Source organism: Bacillus sp. FSL M8-0077, assembly GCF_038050255.1.
Classification (GTDB): domain Bacteria; phylum Bacillota; class Bacilli; order Bacillales; family Bacillaceae; genus Bacillus; species Bacillus altitudinis.
Genome location: NZ_JBBPAF010000001.1, coordinates 2,342,756 through 2,359,682, shown reverse-complemented (window position 1 = coordinate 2,359,682; position 16,927 = coordinate 2,342,756). Strand labels below are relative to the sequence as shown.

General features: G+C 38.9%; 22 protein-coding genes and 1 tRNA gene. 19 read left to right on the top strand and 4 right to left on the bottom strand.

Annotation, left to right across the window (positions count from 1 at the left end; all coding sequences use genetic code 11):
• Positions 1–141 precede the first annotated feature (141 nt).
• The 4 genes from NST57_RS12145 (at position 142) to NST57_RS12130 (ending at position 5,245) form a co-directional block, all read left to right on the top strand.
• Positions 142–2,061, top strand: coding sequence for a sulfatase-like hydrolase/transferase (locus NST57_RS12145; RefSeq protein ID WP_142155501.1), 1,920 nt, complete (start codon positions 142–144; stop codon positions 2,059–2,061).
• An 83-nt stretch (positions 2,062–2,144) separates the two neighbouring features.
• Complete coding sequence (locus tag NST57_RS12140) at positions 2,145–3,269, top strand: M14 family metallopeptidase (protein ID WP_341298612.1); 1,125 nt, start codon at positions 2,145–2,147, stop codon at positions 3,267–3,269.
• A gap of 330 nt (positions 3,270–3,599) precedes the next feature.
• Positions 3,600–4,853 (top strand): MFS transporter, encoded by a 1,254-nt coding sequence (locus tag NST57_RS12135; RefSeq protein ID WP_341298611.1) that lies wholly within the window; start codon positions 3,600–3,602, stop codon positions 4,851–4,853.
• A 77-nt stretch (positions 4,854–4,930) separates the two neighbouring features.
• On the top strand, positions 4,931–5,245 hold the full coding sequence (locus NST57_RS12130) for an MTH1187 family thiamine-binding protein (protein ID WP_017367597.1): 315 nt from the start codon (positions 4,931–4,933) through the stop codon (positions 5,243–5,245).
• A 24-nt stretch (positions 5,246–5,269) separates the two neighbouring features.
• Here the strand turns inward: NST57_RS12130 and NST57_RS12125 are convergent, their stop codons facing one another.
• The gene (locus tag NST57_RS12125; protein WP_003217333.1) at positions 5,270–5,443 is read right to left on the bottom strand and encodes a DUF2759 domain-containing protein; all 174 of its coding nucleotides are present in this window, start codon (positions 5,441–5,443) and stop codon (positions 5,270–5,272) included.
• Between the two features lie 160 nt (positions 5,444–5,603).
• On the opposite strand from NST57_RS12125, the gene NST57_RS12120 reads away from it, so the two are divergent.
• Complete coding sequence (locus NST57_RS12120; protein ID WP_017357989.1) at positions 5,604–6,242, top strand: MBL fold metallo-hydrolase; 639 nt, start codon at positions 5,604–5,606, stop codon at positions 6,240–6,242.
• 48 nt (positions 6,243–6,290) lie between these two features.
• Here NST57_RS12120 and NST57_RS12115 read toward each other — a convergent pair whose 3' ends face one another.
• Positions 6,291–6,533 (bottom strand): DUF2626 domain-containing protein, encoded by a 243-nt coding sequence (locus NST57_RS12115; protein ID WP_003217440.1) that lies wholly within the window; start codon positions 6,531–6,533, stop codon positions 6,291–6,293.
• Positions 6,534–6,744: 211 nt separating this feature from the next.
• Here NST57_RS12115 and NST57_RS12110 point away from each other — a divergent pair, with 211 nt between their 5' ends.
• Positions 6,745–7,125, top strand: coding sequence for a Spx/MgsR family RNA polymerase-binding regulatory protein (locus NST57_RS12110; RefSeq protein WP_142155497.1), 381 nt, complete (start codon positions 6,745–6,747; stop codon positions 7,123–7,125).
• Between the two features lie 55 nt (positions 7,126–7,180).
• Here NST57_RS12110 and NST57_RS12105 read toward each other — a convergent pair.
• Positions 7,181–7,251 (bottom strand) — tRNA-Gln (locus NST57_RS12105).
• 99 nt (positions 7,252–7,350) lie between these two features.
• Between NST57_RS12105 and NST57_RS12100 the strand changes: the two genes are divergently transcribed.
• The 10 genes from NST57_RS12100 (at position 7,351) to NST57_RS12055 (ending at position 14,278) form a co-directional block, all read left to right on the top strand.
• On the top strand, positions 7,351–8,223 hold the full coding sequence (locus NST57_RS12100) for an STAS domain-containing protein (protein ID WP_341298610.1): 873 nt from the start codon (positions 7,351–7,353) through the stop codon (positions 8,221–8,223).
• Between the two features lie 392 nt (positions 8,224–8,615).
• A protein-coding gene (locus tag NST57_RS12095; protein WP_445818773.1) for an IS3 family transposase occupies positions 8,616–9,805 on the top strand; the annotation gives its coding sequence in 2 pieces (ribosomal slippage) (positions 8,616–8,904 and positions 8,904–9,805; 1,191 coding nt in all).
• A 260-nt stretch (positions 9,806–10,065) separates the two neighbouring features.
• Positions 10,066–11,136: a competence type IV pilus ATPase ComGA gene (comGA, locus tag NST57_RS12090; RefSeq protein WP_017357987.1), complete on the top strand. Its 1,071-nt coding sequence runs from the start codon at positions 10,066–10,068 to the stop codon at positions 11,134–11,136.
• Positions 11,117–12,157, top strand: a complete 1,041-nt coding sequence (gene comGB / locus NST57_RS12085; protein ID WP_341298609.1) for a competence type IV pilus assembly protein ComGB — start codon at positions 11,117–11,119, stop codon at positions 12,155–12,157. The genes comGA and comGB overlap by 20 nt, the downstream gene beginning before the upstream one ends.
• 16 nt (positions 12,158–12,173) lie before the next feature.
• Entirely contained in the window at positions 12,174–12,467 is a 294-nt protein-coding gene (gene comGC / locus NST57_RS12080; RefSeq protein ID WP_008342186.1) for a competence type IV pilus major pilin ComGC, read from the top strand.
• Positions 12,460–12,906, top strand: a complete 447-nt coding sequence (comGD, locus tag NST57_RS12075) for a competence type IV pilus minor pilin ComGD (RefSeq protein WP_341298608.1) — start codon at positions 12,460–12,462, stop codon at positions 12,904–12,906. The genes comGC and comGD overlap by 8 nt, the downstream gene beginning before the upstream one ends.
• Entirely contained in the window at positions 12,890–13,204 is a 315-nt protein-coding gene (gene comGE, locus NST57_RS12070; protein WP_142155493.1) for a competence type IV pilus minor pilin ComGE, read from the top strand. The genes comGD and comGE overlap by 17 nt, the downstream gene beginning before the upstream one ends.
• Positions 13,146–13,643, top strand: a complete 498-nt coding sequence (gene comGF / locus NST57_RS12065; protein WP_341298607.1) for a competence type IV pilus minor pilin ComGF — start codon at positions 13,146–13,148, stop codon at positions 13,641–13,643. Before comGE ends, comGF begins: the two co-directional genes overlap by 59 nt.
• Positions 13,640–14,023, top strand: a complete 384-nt coding sequence (locus NST57_RS12060; RefSeq protein WP_142155491.1) for a competence type IV pilus minor pilin ComGG — start codon at positions 13,640–13,642, stop codon at positions 14,021–14,023. The genes comGF and NST57_RS12060 overlap by 4 nt, the downstream gene beginning before the upstream one ends.
• Positions 14,024–14,083: 60 nt before the next feature.
• The gene (locus tag NST57_RS12055) at positions 14,084–14,278 is read left to right on the top strand and encodes a YqzE family protein (RefSeq protein WP_034319624.1); all 195 of its coding nucleotides are present in this window, start codon (positions 14,084–14,086) and stop codon (positions 14,276–14,278) included.
• A gap of 34 nt (positions 14,279–14,312) precedes the next feature.
• Here the strand turns inward: NST57_RS12055 and NST57_RS12050 are convergent, their stop codons facing one another.
• Positions 14,313–14,639 carry a DUF3889 domain-containing protein gene (locus NST57_RS12050; protein ID WP_017367590.1) on the bottom strand — a complete coding sequence of 109 codons (327 nt, stop codon included), beginning with the start codon at positions 14,637–14,639 and terminating at the stop codon, positions 14,313–14,315.
• 252 nt (positions 14,640–14,891) lie between these two features.
• On the opposite strand from NST57_RS12050, the gene tapA reads away from it, so the two are divergent.
• From tapA to tasA, 3 genes are read left to right on the top strand one after another with little or no spacing between them, the layout of a single operon-like run.
• Positions 14,892–15,419, top strand: a complete 528-nt coding sequence (tapA, locus tag NST57_RS12045) for an amyloid fiber anchoring/assembly protein TapA (RefSeq protein WP_341298606.1) — start codon at positions 14,892–14,894, stop codon at positions 15,417–15,419.
• Between the two features lie 49 nt (positions 15,420–15,468).
• Positions 15,469–16,041: a signal peptidase I SipW gene (sipW, locus tag NST57_RS12040; protein WP_017357979.1), complete on the top strand. Its 573-nt coding sequence runs from the start codon at positions 15,469–15,471 to the stop codon at positions 16,039–16,041.
• A 58-nt stretch (positions 16,042–16,099) separates the two neighbouring features.
• Positions 16,100–16,900, top strand: coding sequence for a biofilm matrix protein TasA (tasA, locus tag NST57_RS12035; protein WP_142155488.1), 801 nt, complete (start codon positions 16,100–16,102; stop codon positions 16,898–16,900).
• The last annotated feature ends 27 nt before the right edge of the window (positions 16,901–16,927 follow it).

Here is a 16,927-nt window from a genome sequence, read left to right as displayed (position 1 = left end):
ATTCATAAGTTTGTCATGAGGAAAAAGACGTTGATTTTCCAGCACATACAGGATAAGATATAGTTTAGTTATTTTTGAAGAAGCACCAATAATTAGGGTGTATCCCTAGCTTGAGTGCTTGCTTAGCATAAGGAGGTTACAATGCGAAAGAAAAGATTAAAGGCGATGTCATTTTTACTGATTGCGACATTGCTCATGTGGGTCAAAACCTATGTTATCTATAAATCTAGCTTCAATATTAAAATAGAAAATTTCATGCAGGAATTTATCCTGTTTATTAATCCGCTTAGCTTTCTCTTGTTTATCTTCGGTATCGGTTTATTCTTTAAAGAAAAAAATCGCAATCGATATATCATCGTGACGAGTTTTGTTCTGACATTTATTTTGTTAGCTAACATTGTATTTTATCGATTCTACAGTGATTTTCTAACCATCCCCGTCCTATTTCAAACAAACAATATGGGTGACCTCGGGTCAAGTATTACCTCTTTAATTGAACCAGTCGATTTATTGATGTTCGTTGATATCATCATTTTAATGTGGCTCTATAAAAAGCAGCCTTTCTTTAGAACGGATGTCACCATTTCACGAAAAGAACGAGCAGCGTATTATTTATTTGTGGCAGCCACTTTCTTCTTTAACCTTGGTTTGGCTGAAACAGAAAGACCAGAGCTGTTAACTCGTTCATTTGACCGTGAGATGCTGGTGAAAAATATTAGCTTGTATAATTTCCATATTTATGATGGAGTGCTGCAATCAAAGCAGTCTGCTCAGCGAGCTCTTGCTGACAGCAATAGCTTAACGGAAATTGAAAACTATGTAAGCGCAAATCAAACCGATCGTAATGAAAAGACGTTTGGTCAAGCTAAAGGACGAAATGTCATCCTTGTCTCACTTGAGTCTACTCAGAGCTTTGTGGTCAATGAAAAATTAAATGGGAAAGAAATCACCCCATTTCTCAACAAACTAATCAAGAAAAGCTACAACTTTACTAATTTCTATCATCAAACAGGCCAAGGAAAAACATCGGACTCGGAGTTTATTGTTGATAACTCTCTCTATCCACTTGGAAGAGGGGCTGTGTTCTTCACAAATCCAAGCAATGAGTATACAGCCACACCTGAGCTGTTAAAGGATGAGGGGTACCATTCTTCTGTCATTCATGCGAATAACAAAAGTTTCTGGAACCGTGACCTGATCTACGATAGCTTTGGCTACGACAAGTTTTTTGATATTAAATCATTTGATGTAAATGAAGAAAATTCAGTTGGCTGGGGGCTGAAAGATGGTCCATTCTTCGAACAGTCAGCGGAATTGATGAAATCGATCCCGCAGCCTTTCTATACGAGATTGATTACATTAACGAATCACTTTCCATTTGATCTAGACGAAGAAGATAAGTTGATTGATGAATATGATTCTAAGAGCAAAACGTTAAACAAGTTCTTTCCGACAGTGCGATATCAAGATGAGGCGCTGAAGATTTTCTTTGAAAAGATGAAGGAAACAGGTTTGTACGAAAATTCTATCTTTGTTTTATATGGGGATCACTATGGAATTTCAGAAAACCATAACGAAGCAATGGGACAATTCTTAAACAAAGACATTACTCCTTTTGAAGAAGTTCAGCTTCAAAAAGTACCATTTGTTGTACACATTCCTGGTATCACGGATAAACATCCAAAAGAGATTGATACAGTTGGCGGCCAAGTGGATATCCGTCCAACAGTCATGAACCTTCTAGGAATCGATACAAGCAAGCAAATTCAATTTGGTCATGACCTATTATCAAAAGATACAAATGACTTCACAGTGCTTCGAGATGGAAGTTTTATTACGAAGGACAGTGTTTTCACAGCCGGTGTGTGCTACAACAAAGAAACGGGTGAGCCGAGAGAAGATGAGTCTGTTTGTCAGTCTTATGAAGAAAAAGCAAAACAAGAGCTTCAATTCTCTGATCAAATTATCTATGGAGATCTCCTTAGATTTTATGACCGAAACAACTCGGACCATTCACCATCTAAAAAAGAAGATGACACTGAGTTAAAAAAGGCGTCTTAATTTACAAAAAACCTCTGCTATTTACAAGCAGAGGTTTTCTTTTTTTACTTTCTGGTTCATATAGTGTGAGAGGAGGGATGTAAATGAACATAACGTCGTTTGGCACAATTGAATGGAAGCTGGATGAAGCAAGAAAGGAGGATGTGGCAAAGCAGCTTGGTATAGGGAAAGAAGCTTTCCGTTTATCCAATCAATCAAATACGGATCACCTCCTTTTACCAGGGTATAGACTTCCAGAAGGGACCCATTCATTTCAATCGATAGGTGATGTGCAAAGCTTCATTGCGCTTTACCGGCTCCAGCAATCAGATGATTGGATCAGCGGAACATTTGAATATGATAGCGCTCACTTAGAAGGGGAGCTTCAATATTTGAAAGCTGTTTTTCCTTTTCTTCAGATGAGTGTGATTGGTCAATCAGTGCTTGATACGCCAATTTATGAAATCCGTACGGAGCCTGTACAACATTTACATTCCATACATGTTAATGCCTCTTTTCATGCAAATGAATGGATCACGACCTCTGTATTATTAAAATGGCTTAAATCACTTTGTTTAGCGGCTTCTGACCCAGTGCAAGCAAGACATCATGAAGCGGTTCGTATATTGCAGACCACTGCTTTGTCTATTGTCCCGATGGTAAATCCAGACGGTGTTGATTTGGTTCGCAATGGCCCAGAATCTTTAGGGCTTTGCCCTGAAGAGATCGCGCCGCTAAATGGTGGGTTTTCCGATTATCGAGAATGGAAGGCGAATATTCGAGGAATTGATTTAAACAATCAGTTTCCTGCTTATTGGGAAATCGAATATTATCGTAATAAGCCGAAGGCACCGTCTTATAGGGATTTTCCAGGGCATCAGCCGCTAACAGAACCAGAAGCGAAAGCAATGGCACATCTCGCCTTACGAAAACGCTTTGACCGATTAATTGCCCTTCATACACAAGGAGAAGAGATATACTGGGGTTTTCTTGGCCACGAACCGCCCATTTCAAAAGAGACGGTCGAACGGTTAGAACGGGTGAGCGGTTACAAAGCGATTCAATATCTTGATAGCTATGCAGGTTATCGTGATTGGTTTATTTATCAATGTAAAAGTGAGGGCTATACAGTGGAACTTGGGCGAGGAAAGAACCCGCTTTCTATGAGTCAATTTGATTCGATCTATGAGAAAACAAAGTGGTTATTGTGGGAAGCATGTAAGTATTAAAAGCACCTAACCGGTGCTTTCAGCGTGTAGACAAACCCTCGCATTCTTTGTCAGTCCTGCGTGCTGGTGCTCACGAATGTCAAATTCGCTCCACGCCAGTACTCGTCCTTCCTAGGGCTGCAAAGGTTTTCTATCACGCTGAAAAGAAGACAAAGGGCTAAAATCAAGTTCATTTTCGCCCTTTGTCAACAATCTTTTAATACGTTCAAACCAATCAATTTCTTATGGTCAATAAAAACCGTGCTGATGTGATTGACGAGAGCATCCCTGTAAGCTATTGTGAAAGAGTGGATGTAAAAAAAAGGATATGAATTAGGGAGATGTCGATGATTGAATGCTCAAAGCCTGTGGAAACGGAATTTTACTTATCTATTTTTTTCTAAAATGTGTAAAATTACTGCTGATAGTTTATCTTTTAACACCATTTTGTGGCTTTTAGTGCTAGGGGGAAAAGGAGCAATTGGAACAGCATTTTTTATTGCCGTTAGTTTTGTCCCTCAAGCCATTATTGGGCCGTTTATTACCCCAATGATGAAGCCGCATCAATTGAAATTTTGGATGTGCTTTGCTGATTTAACTCGGGCGGCGATTATACTTGTGATTGTGGTGAGTTATTTTTATGATTTTTCTCCTTTAGCACTCATCATTGGCGGTATGTTGCTGCATTCAGCGACTGGTGGTTCCTATGAACCAGCTTCGGTGTCTATTATTCCAAAGCTTGTGCATGAAGATGTGATACAAAAGGCGAATGCAACCATTCAATCAGCCAGTCATGTGGTCAGGCTTGTGACTGTGACGATTTGTGGTGTCATGATTGCATTTGTAGGGGTAGGATATACAATGCTTGTGATTATTCCTCTTTACCTCATGTCCGCTTTGCTGGTTTTGCTGATTACATATAAAACGGAAGCGATCATGGATAAAGGAAAAAAAGGATTATCATACGGAAAACGATTAATAAGGGGATTTTCACTTGTGAAAAGTCATCATATTTTGTTTCCATTAGCCATTTTTTGTGTCTGCTCCAATTTTGCTGCGGCACCGTGGGAGGCATTGTCGGTTATTTATTTAACAGAAGATTTACATAGTGGACCAGTAGTATATTCATTCATCAAAGTGACCACGGCATTAGGTGCATTTTTGATGGGATTCGTTTTAACAAAGGTGAAAGTGAATCGATACGGTCTGTTGTTTATCGGGGCAGGGATCGTTGATGGAATTGCATTTTTCATTACAGGGATGAATGCCTTATTACCACTTGTGTTTATATCTGCATTTGCCTTAGGTGCAGCCATCAGTGCAGTCAATGTACCTGAACATACGATGATTCAATTGTCAGTAAAAGCGGAGGATCAGCCGCAAGTGTATGCGATTATTAACATGATCTCGTATTTAATGATACCGTTAGGCGCTCTCATTGGTGGCTATATGGCGACGTTATTCGGTTCAGGATATGTCATTGCAGCTGGTGGACTGATCGAAGCCATATCAGGTATATGCCTGCTCATTTTTACAAATATTGGGAAGGTAGAGAGATCAGATTTGACGATAGAACGGGACAAACCAAGCTTAAACGCCACATGATCATGGCATTTTTGAATCACGATGGGTTACAATGAGAACGAGAAAGAAATAGGATGTCATTGAAAGGAGCAAGAACCATGGCGATAGCAGATGTCACCATCATTCCAATAGGCACTGAGACACCAAGCGTGAGTGCATATGTAGCAGACGTACAAAGACTGTTAGAGGGCTTTCAACAAGAAGGGAAAATCAAATATCAGCTCACACCAATGAATACATTAATTGAAGGGGAGCTATCCGTTTTATTTGAGGTCATTCAGCGTATTCATGAGGCTCCATTTGAAAAGGGTTTACACCGAGTAGCAACCAATATCCGCATAGATGACAGAAGAGATCAAACGACCACCCTTTCAAGCAAATTAGAAAGCGTGAATAAACATTTGAATCAATAGAAAAAGCCTGCTAATTGCAGGCTTTTAATGTGCAGTTGGATAACCGCTATAGATGATGGTCATGACGGTAAACCATCCAAAAACCAAAAATGTGGCGCCAGCGAAAGCAATGGCCAGTACGTTCACTTTTTTGAGTGAGCGATAGATGCCGAGAGCGGCTAAAATCGTGACTAGACCAAAAATAATGACGAGCATCATATGAAAGTCCCCCTTTGTCATCAATCCCCTTGATTTCCTTTCTTTTCATTTTAACCGTTTTCATAAAGCTTGTCGAGTACATTCAAGTTGACGATTGTTTGAATTTTTATTGAATAGCCTTCATAATAAAAAAGAATGAAAAAAGTAGTAGGTGATGAAAATGAATTGGAGAAGAATGCCGCTAGGCTATGTGCAAGCGAACGCATATATTTGGAAAAATGAACAGGGAGAATGTTTAATTTTTGATCCAGGCGGCGAAGCGCAAAAGCTAATTTCTTATGTGAAAGAAAAACAGCTGAAACCACTTGCTGTCTTACTGACACATGCCCATTTTGATCATATTGGTGCAGCAGATGAGGTGCGTCAAGAATGGGGAATTCCGCTTTATGTCCATGAAAAGGAAAAAGAATGGCTGACAAATGCTCAGCTAAACGGTTCAGCTCGCCTAATTGGTAACGGAATTACGGTCAAAGAAGCTGAACAATTGATTACGTCAGAAGGACCTCTTCAAATTGGATCGTTTACATTAGAAATGTTCCACACACCAGGTCATTCACCTGGCAGTGTGTCTTACTATTCAGCGGAAGAGGGATTTGTCATTTCTGGTGATACTTTATTCCAAGGCGGTATCGGGAGAACTGATTTAACGGGCGGTAATCAAGACGTGCTGCTTCAATCGATACATGACAAATTGTTGTCATTGCCCGAATCAACTCTTGTGTTAAGTGGACATGGCGAGGAAACAACTGTGCTTACAGAACAGGAGCAAAATCCGTTTATCAATGGGTTTTCTTTATAATAGCACGCACGAAAAAAGCATCTCTTTCAAAGGAGATGCTTTTTTCTATTAATGTCCGGTACCGGGAACCATGATGAAAATCGAATAATATGTAAATCCGGCAAAGAAAATCGTCAAGTACGCTCCGAAAATGTAAATATACATTCTTTCGGATAAATTCAAGTAGGATAAAAATACAAAAAGAACGGTTTGACCGAAGAACAGCAAGGATGCATCTTTCATATGTCCTAAATAGAACATGACAGCAAAAATACCCGTCCAAAACCCAAGAACGCGGAACATGCGATTCATTTCTTTCCCTCCCCTTAAAAAACCCCTTTGATTCATATTATAGCTGATGATCACTTGTTATGTAAACATTTACATTTTTGACAACGTGTGAACATTCATTCTTTCGTTAGAAAAATTTTTTTGAAAAAGTGATGAAAAAGTGTTTATGCCTAAATGCATGAGGGTACTTAGTCCATAAGAGAAAAGGTTAACGACCTAAGGAGGAAGACTAATGAGTGACATTACTTTTTATTCATACCCAAGCTGCACGTCTTGCCGTAAAACAAAACACTGGTTAAAGGCGAATCAAATTGATTTTAAAGAGCGTCACCTTTTCAGAGAAACGCCAACTCTAGACGAATTGAAAAAAATCCTTTCCTTAACAACAGAAGGAATGGATGAAATTTTAGCTACTCGAAGCCAAGCTTTTAAAAGCTTGAACTTAAATATTAATGATCTAAAAGTAAATGAAGTACTTCAGCTTCTCATTGAAAAACCAAAGCTGCTCCGGAGACCTATTATCATTAATGGAAATAAATTAGTGGTCGGCTATAATCCTGGGGAACTCATGAAAATTTCAAAAAAGAAAGCGATTCATCAATCGGTTTCCTAATCAAAAACGAAGATCAGCTGAATGATGTTTCGGCCGTCTTCGTTTTTGTGCTGAACTGGGCTAGCTGGGTTCGAACCAACGATCACGGAGTCAAAGTCCATTGCCTTACCACTTGGCTATAGCCCAATATGAAACGTGTAATGCTATTGTTCACCATCTGCGGTCATTTATACATAAAAAGTTGGTTGTCACTAGTTGTAAGTGAAAAAGGAGCGAACGACAGAAATGAAAAATGAAAAATCTGAGCAATTATATGAATTTATTCTTAAAGAAGCACCTGTCATGACCGAAGAATGGCTGAAAACAAGAACAGAAGAAGGCTCATTATATTCCAAACATGCTTCAGAGGAGACAGAAAAGAAGCTGAAAGAACAAAACACAGCATTTATCCAAACCATTGCAGCAACGTTAGTCACGCTATCAGATAAAGTAGAAGATCATCTAAAAAAGTGGTCAGTTGATATAGCCCGCGATCGAGCTGTTCATGAAGTACCTTTATATGAAATCATTGGACAATTTAAGGTGTTCCGTCACATTTTTTGTTCGAGAATTGAGACTTTTACACAACAAACAGAGCTTGAAGTGATACTCAAAGATGTGTGCGATTGGAATCAGCATTTTCATGCCACATTTGATGACATGATTGCGCGTTTATCAGAAGAGTATGACCGCGTGACAATCAATCAGCTTAATGCACAAAGAGAGATGATTCAAGAGCTTAGTGCACCTGTTATTCCAGTTTCAAAAGAGATCGGTATTTTGCCGCTGATTGGCGAAATTGATACGTACCGGGCGAAAATCATTTTGGAATCAGTACTAGAACAGGCATCTAGACTGCGTCTAACGCATTTATTTATTGATATATCTGGCGTTCCCATTGTTGATACAATGGTTGCTTATCAGCTGTTTAAAGTGGTCGATAGTGCGAAGCTGCTAGGAATTGAGACGATTATATCAGGCATTCGCCCAGAGATTGCTCAAACAGTAGTGAAACTCGGCATTGATTTTTCAAAAGTAAATACTGAACACAGCCTTGCAAAAGCTTTAGAAAAAAGAGGATTTCGTATCTTTGAAGAGCAGCAGGAAGAAGCAACGTGAACAAAAAAATTTTACTAGTAAAAGTAACGGGTCCGTTGACATGGAGAAACAATGTAATGAGCATATGAATGAGATGACCAATCAGCATATAGATTTGGTCTCTTTTTTTATCCATAAATGTTGATTTAATAGGATTTGTCCTATCCGGTAGACACATTATATGAGTCAATGATTTCTCAACCTCAAATTTCTGTTTTCTCACCCGAAGGGATCCGTATGATTCACTATTTAACTCATTCGTTGTAACAAATAATCCACAATGGAAGAACAAAATGAAATAATGATAATCTTCAAAAAAGATGTGCCAATTGATATTATCCCCTCTAAGTAGACAGTGTAAAAAGCCCAAGAACATATCTTGGCTGTTACACTATACTTGGAGGGGATTTTTTATGGCGAGAAAAGGACAACAATTTCAACAATATTCTAAAGAATTTAAGATGAAAGCTGTCAAAATGTACGAAGAAGGAAACAAAAGTTATCAGTCATTGTCTGAAGAATTAGGTATCAAAAGCTCCACTCAGTTAAAAAGTTGGGTCAGAAAATTTCGTGAGGGGCAATCTTTTGAAGATCAAAGAGGAAAACATACAAAGTCAGAAAATCCTTTTAACGGACGTCCCAAGTTCATGTTTAAAAATGTGGAAGAAGAAAGAGATTATTTAAAGGCACAGGTAGAATACTTAAAAAAGCGTTATCCAAATCTACACGGAGAGGATGGATTTTAAAGAATGTGAGGTTTGAAGTTGTTCACGAATTAAAGAGTTTTTTTCCGTTGACATGGCTCGTCTGCATCGCCAAAGTATCACGATCTGGGTACTATAAATGGCGTAAGAATCAAAAGATTCGAATGGAACGACAACTGAAAGAACAAATCCTCAAAGAACACATCATGGCCATTCATCATTCAAGACCCTTCTATGGCTATCCTCGGGTGACAATCGCTTTAAAGAAAGAAGGATTTCGCATCAACCATAAGCGTGTCTACAGGTTGATGAAAGAGATGAACATCCAATCAATCATTCGAAAAAAACGGCGGTATTTCGGAAGACAAGCTTCGGTTGTCCATCCAAACAGATTAAACCGAAAATTTAAAGCCAATCAATACAATCAGCTATATGTGACTGATATTACCTATATCGCTTGCCAGCATCACTTTTATTATCTTTCAGCTATACAAGATCTATACAACAATGAAATCGTCGCATGGAAACTGTCAAAACGAAATGATCTTGAACTGGTCATGGAGACATTAAAGAACTTGACATCCCTGCGGGATGTCAAAGGAGCCCTACTTCATTCAGATCAAGGATTTCAATATACAACAAAAGCATATCAAAAGCGACTAGAAAACGTTGGTTTGAAGGGCAGTCATTCCCGAAGGGGAAACTGCCTGGATAATGCCTGTATCGAATCATTTTTCTCCCATCTCAAAACAGAGAACACTTACTTTTCTTCGTGTCAAACGGAAGAAGAGCTTCATAAAAGCATAGAAGATTACATTCAATTCTATAATCACGATCGATTTCAGAAAAAATTAAACCAGTGTGCTCCGGTAGAATACCGTCACACACTGGCAGGTTAGGCTTATTTATAATTGTCTACTTGACAGGGGTAAGACCAAATAGCACCTCTTTTTTTAATGTTATTTCGTTATTTTCCCCTCTGAACGGAACCTGTTGTTGTAAAAGTCAAGTTTTTTAGTATGTGCTTCCATTATTTATGGATGAAATACATCTCGAATTGAACATTTTCACATCTTTTCAGTCATGAAAATCATGAAATACGCTTTTGTCAGGTACGTTCCGCCATCATACAATAGGGTCACTGAAAGGAGTGAACCACTTGTATGGTATTGAATATTTGGGACAAGAGCTGCTAGAAGAGGCATGCCGCATGAGAGCATCTGATGTGCATATTGTTCCGAGAGAAAAGGAAGCTTCAGTCTCTTTTCGTGTAGACGCTGACCTCATTCAGCAGCGGATCATTGACAAAAAGAGCGGAGAGCGGCTCATTGCTCATTTCAAATTTTTATCTTCTATGGATATTGGTGAAAGAAGGAGACCACAAAATGGATCATTGGCTGTGATGCTAAGACGCGGTCAAGTGTTTGTTCGGCTCTCTACACTACCGACTGTAAATGATGAAAGTCTAGTGATTCGGATTTTACCGCAGGATCATGTGCCGAAAACAAAGTATTTGTCACTGTTCCCGAAGGCTTCAGCGAGATTATTATCGTTTCTGAATCATTCGCATGGGCTCATTTTATTTACTGGACCAACAAATTCAGGGAAAACGACAACACTTTATTCATTGATTCAGTTCGCCAAAAAACATTTTAATCGAAATATTATTACCCTTGAAGATCCTGTGGAAACAAGAAATGAAGAAGTGCTGCAGGTTCAAGTAAATGAAAAAGCTGGTATCACGTATGCGGCAGGTTTACGCGCTATTTTAAGACATGATCCAGATATGATTGTGCTTGGAGAAATAAGAGATGCGGAAACAGCCAGAACAGCTATTAGAGCAGCTTTGACAGGTCATTTAGTCATGAGCACACTGCATGCAAAAAATGCAAAAGGAGCTCTTTATCGAATGCTGGAATTTGGTGTGACGATGAATGAACTCGAACAAACAATGGTTGCCATTGCTGCTCAGCGGTTAATCGAACTCGCATGTCCATTTTGCGGCGAAACGTGTGAGCTTTATTGCAAACTAAATCGGCCAGTCAGACGAACAAATGTATTTGAATTGCTTTACGGAAAGGAGCTTGGTGAGTGTATCAAAGAGGCAAAAGGAGAATACGCTCATTCGTCATACGAAACACTGCAAAGACTAATTCGGAAAGGAGTGGCACTCGGCTATTTATCAAAAAGCACATATCATCGCTGGGTTTATGAAGAAGCGAGCCTCTAAAGCCTGGTCTAAAAAAGAACAAGCTGAATTCTTATCGAAACTGGCTCAATTGATTCAAGCTGGATATACATTGATTGAGGCATTAACGATGGTAAATATTCAGTTATCAAAAAAACAGCAGCAGCGATTAACGCCAGGCATTCAGTGGCTGCTTGAAGGAGAGCCTTTTTACGTTGTGCTTGAGCGACTTCATTTTCAGCGGGAAGCCGTCGCTATTCTTTGTTTTTCAGAGAAACATGGCAGCCTAGCGCGAGCTCTTGAACAAAGCGCCCGTTTTTTAGAGAAAAAAATCATGCAGGTAGACACATTCAAGCGCATGTTACGATATCCGATTTTTCTTATGTTTACGGTTTTTGTTGTGCTCATCATTGTTCAGCAAATGATCGTCCCTCAATTTTCTTTATTATATTCTTCTATGAATACAAGCATGTCGTGGCTCATTCAAGGAATGTTTGGCCTCTTCCAATTCCTACACGCTTTGCTGCTCATGATCGGTTGTATATGTATCTGTCTTTTTGGATATTATGAGCTCTTTTTTAAGAAAAAATCGACCCTTGAGAAACTGAAAGTCATCAGCAGGATGCCAGTGTTATTTAAAGGGGTACAACTGATGCATACGTATCTTTTTTCTCTTCAGCTAAGCGGACTTCTCCAAGCTGGGCTATCGATTTACGAAAGTTTGCAAGCTTTTAAACAGCAGACCTATTTACCCTTCCTTCAAGAAATGTCTGAACAAATGATAGGAGAGTTAAAAAAAGGTGAGAGTATGGAACATCAAATAAGCCGATCTCCTTTTTTTGAAAGGCATTTTGCAGCTGTCATCAAGCATGGGGAAGCAAGCGGGATGCTAGCAAGAGAGATGTACACATATAGTCAATTTCTTTTAGAGAATGCAGAATTGAAAATTGAAAAATGGGTTTCATGGCTGCAGCCTGTCATCTATGGCTTAACAGCATTTCTTATACTCATTGTGTATTTATCTATTCTTTTACCAATGTATCAACTAATGGAACAAGTGTGAAAAGGAGGACTAAGGCATGAATGATAAAGGATTTACACTGTTAGAAATGTTAATTGTCATGCTTGTGATCTCCATTCTTTTATTGATCACCATTCCAAATATTACTCGCCATCATCAAAGCATTCAAGCAAAGGGCTGTGAAGGGCTGAAATCAATGGTGAGTACACAGGTAATGGCATATGAATTAGAGCATGACGGCAAGACGCCATCTTTAGCTGAATTAGAAAAAGAAGGCTATGTCAAAAAGGGATTAACTTGTCCGAATGGAAAAGCAATTTTCATTCAAAACGGCGATGTGAAGAATGAATAAATGGTTTTTCCAGGAGAAAGGATTTACACTTATTGAGCAGCTCTTGATCGTCATGATTTTCTCTATCTTATTATCGATGATAGGTGGAAAAGTTCCCAATATATTAGAAAGTGCTGAAGCAAAAAAGCAAGTGAACTTGCTAAAACAAGATCTTCAATTGGCATCTTATACTGCATTTATTAAAAAAACACGAGTAACTGTTGAGTTTCACCCGCCCGATGTATCTTATGAAGTCATCGAGCAGAATAGTGGGCAGATCATTGCTTCTAATCCACAGAAAAAAGGCATCATCAAGCAATCCACATTTCAACAAGGCCTTCACTTTAATAAAAACGGACATCCAAATAGCGGCGGTTCTCTCATTGTTCAATTTGGCAGTCAAATATATAAACTCACGATTTACTTAGGGAGCGGGCGGATTCATGTTCAGAAACAATAAAGGATTTAGTACGTTTGAGATGCTCTTTTCTTGCCATCTCTTTCTATTTGCTGCTCTTGTGCTCGTGCCATCCTTTGAAAAACTGACAATTGGGAAAGAAGAATTAAGAGCCAAACTTGAAGCTTATCAAATCTTACATGAGTATATGAATAAAGCATTTATAGAAGGTCAAAAGGAATCAAGTACAAAGAAACGAGGCGAGATCACATATGAACTCACTTGGGGTCAGGAGAAGGGGTGTGTTTCATACAAAGTACAAAAAAAGAAGACGATTTGCTTTCGACATTTGGAGCGATGAACAAGGCTTTACACTCGCTCAAGCAATATGGCAATTGCAGCTATTTTTGCTGCTTTCTTTTGGCTGTATGCTGCTTTTTTCAATTGCTGAAAAAGCTCATCCGTTTGCTGAAATCAACAAGTTTTCGCAAATGGAGTGGAAACAAACTGTCCTGCAATTAGAGGAGGATCTAAATTGTGCTGTCGCTGTAAGAGCGGTGAAAAATGGAACAGCACTGGAGTACATGTCAAATCAAGGGCGAGTGGTGACGATTGAGCCGTATCAAGAGATCCTTCGTAAACGAACGGATCAGGCAGGCCATCTCCCATTATTACAAAAGGTGAAACAATTCCATGTGAGAACAAAAGAGCAAACCACCACTCTCCAAGTCACAGATGTATTTGGTCAAGTACATGAAGCTGTTTTTTTCACTTACAAAGGAGTGATTCCTAAAACGTGAAAAGAGAAGATGGGTTTATTTATCCACACGTATTTGCTGTCATTCTTTTATTTTTATTGATTCTAGGCTCAATGACCATAGGGTTTCAAAAAGAGTTGAAAAGTGCAGAGCTCACGATTTCTTTTTACCAAAAACAACAGTTATTTCGAATGGGTCTAAATGAAGCCGCAAACAAATTAAATCGTATTTGTGATCAGCCATTGAGCCCAATTGTCACAGAAGAAGGCCAAGTGACATTGAAGCGAATTGAGTGCGATCACAGAAAAAAGCTAGTCCGCCTCTTGGTTAACATCGAAACAAAGGGTGGTGTAACTGACGAGCGGGAACTAGAGATGAATAAGGAGACAGGAGAAATCAATCAATGGATCAGCACTTATTAGCGAGTGTATAAAACGATACTCTTCTTGGTAACACTTTAAGGAAGAAGAGGTGAGTGTTCGATGAAGACAAATGATTACGTAAAATATATGACGCAGGAAATCATTAAATATATGAATACACCACGTGACGAGCGGAAAGAACATAAACAGGAAAAAATGGAGACAAAACCACCATTTTCTCAGCGTTTATTTGGTGTTCTGCCTTTTGGCTTCTCAATGATGCTAAAAAAACGTCATCGTCATCGACAAAAGTAAAAAGCCGCCAGCAGGCGGTTTTTTTAATGCCATTTTAGCTGTATTCTTCCACAACAATGACTTTATTGACCTTGTTCGAGTATGGGTTATAGGAAATGGTGACATATACCCCAAATTCTTTGGCCTGATCTTTCAACGTAATATGATATTGCTTCACGGATTCTTTCTCCCGGTGCCGATCCCACACTTTTTGTTTGAATAAAACATGTGCCAGCGGATACCTTTTTTTTGCTTCTTTGACTGCCCTTGTTTCCCATTGATCTGCGGCAGCAGTGATTCCTTTTGCCTCCGCTAGATGGGCGCTTTGGATCGAAGGGCTTAACAGTAAACTGAGCATGATCATGATTCTTCCATATTTCAACTAACATCACCTCACCAATTATTATCCTGACCAAATCCTGCACTTTTATGTAAATTTTTAAGAAGTACAAATGTCACAGAAAAAAATATTGAATATGGCGAAAGAATGAGAAAATGGAAGAATTTTCTCGGTAATGTTCTTGTTTAAGAACAAAATGGACTAATTTGACGTTTTGGATTTTATAGGTAATTCTTTATACTAAGTTTAATCGTTCTTTTTAAAGAACAATTGTTCAAGGAGTTGAACGAATCAATGAAACAGCCGCTCTTTGTACTATTTTGTGCTATTTGTTTGATTTTCACTTCTTTTTTTATTACGTCTACTCACGCTTCTTTTAACGATGTCAAGCATTCAAATTTTGTTATGAAAACATGTGAAAATTTTGAAGAGACAGATCAGCATTGCCAGCCGAAGAAATGGGATAGAAGCCATTTGAAACTGATCGATCAAACGATCATTGTGGGGACAGTCTGTGCGCCTCAAAAGCTGAGCATGTCACTCAAAAATATTGGACAGCCTATATCGCACTCTGAATGGAAGTGGGAACTGCATAAAGTAGAGAGTGATCAGATGCCATTACAAGATGGCCATGTTCTTGAACAAGGTGCTATCCAGTCCCTCTCATCAGAAGAAACGATGACTGTCACTACGGTTAAAGCAAAAACAAATGGAATCTATGTGTTTAAAATCTATTATCCTAAAGGGTTTGGTGGTTCTGAAAAGCCATTCTTTACGTCTCAACATATGCAGCTTTCGAACTGTCAAGAAAAGGCAACCTAAATAAGGTTTGCCTGTTAAATGAAACATGATATGTAAAGGGGAGAAAGGTATGAAAAAGTGGATGAAAATGTCTGGGAGTATTCTTTACGCGCTGGTCTTCACGATGATGATTGTGTGTATTATTGTCGTGTTGTCATCAAGAACAACAGGAGGAGATCCTCAGATTTTTGGTTATGAGTTCAAGCAAGTATTATCTGGATCAATGGAACCGGAATTTTCGACAGGTTCATTGATTGTCGTGAAACATGTAACCTCACCAGAAACACTCAAAAAAGGGGATATTATTACGTTTCAAACGAAGCAAGACCAATCCTTTGTGACTCACCGCATTGTTGGGGTGAAAGGAAAAGGAGTAAATAAAGCCTTTGAGACAAAAGGAGACCATAATATGTATCAAGACGGCACGCTCGTTAAAGCGAATCAAGTGACTGCGCAGTATACGGGAGTGAACATTCCTTATGCAGGAAAGCTTCTTTCGTATGCAGGAACTTCTGCTGGGACCGCCCTTTTGCTCATTATTCCAGGGGTGATGCTGCTTGTTTATTCTACCATTCATTTTGTTGGTGCTGCCAAACATCGAAGACATACGGCTGAGTTACATATGTCAGAGGAACAAGCATAAATTTTCGTTTGTAACCTATATCAGGTTTCAATAAAACAATTTATTAGGGGGTTCAATCATGGCAATGAAAAAAACAATTCGTTTAGGTGTATTATCGGGAGCGTTAGGTCTTGCTTTAATTGGCGGGGGAACGTGGGCTGCATTTAATGATGTTGAGACGGCAAATGCGGTCTACTCTACAGGAGAGCTGAATCTATCTGCAAAAGAGAATTCCGGCGCCATCAACCTTGCGAACATAAAACCCGGTGACCGTATAAAGAAGGAATTTAATTTTGAAAATAAAGGGTCTCTTGCAATTAATCAAGTCCTGATGAGTCTTGATTACAGCCAATTTCAAGATGGAACATCAGCGAAAAATGGCGGGAAGAATACAGCTGAAGAATTCCTCAGCCAATTTCAGGTGAGTGTTCTAACGGTTGGAGCCGAAGGTGGGAATGGTTACCCGAAAAATATTATTTTAGACCATGCAAACCTGCTTGACCTGCATCTATTAACGTCAAAGCAGGATCAGACCGCATTTGAAAAGCTTCGTCATGCTATCGATGAGAAGTTTTTACATGAAAGTGGTAAAATTAATGTTGCCACCGTTGATGGATCAACAGCTCCAGAGTATGACGGCATTCCAAAGAATCCGTTTGATTACGATAAAATGGAAATGATCATTGAATTTGTCAATGACCAGACGAAGGATAAAGCCGGTAACTATATCCAAAATAAATACCAAGGCGATGCGATTCAAATTGATCTTTCCTTTGAAGCGACTCAGTGGAATGGTTTAACGATCAATCCAAAAAAGCATACGGATGAAAAAGGCTACGTGAAAGAAAACGAAAAAGCACACAGCGAAGATAAAAAATAAAGTCAGTCTTTAGACTGGTAACAAGAT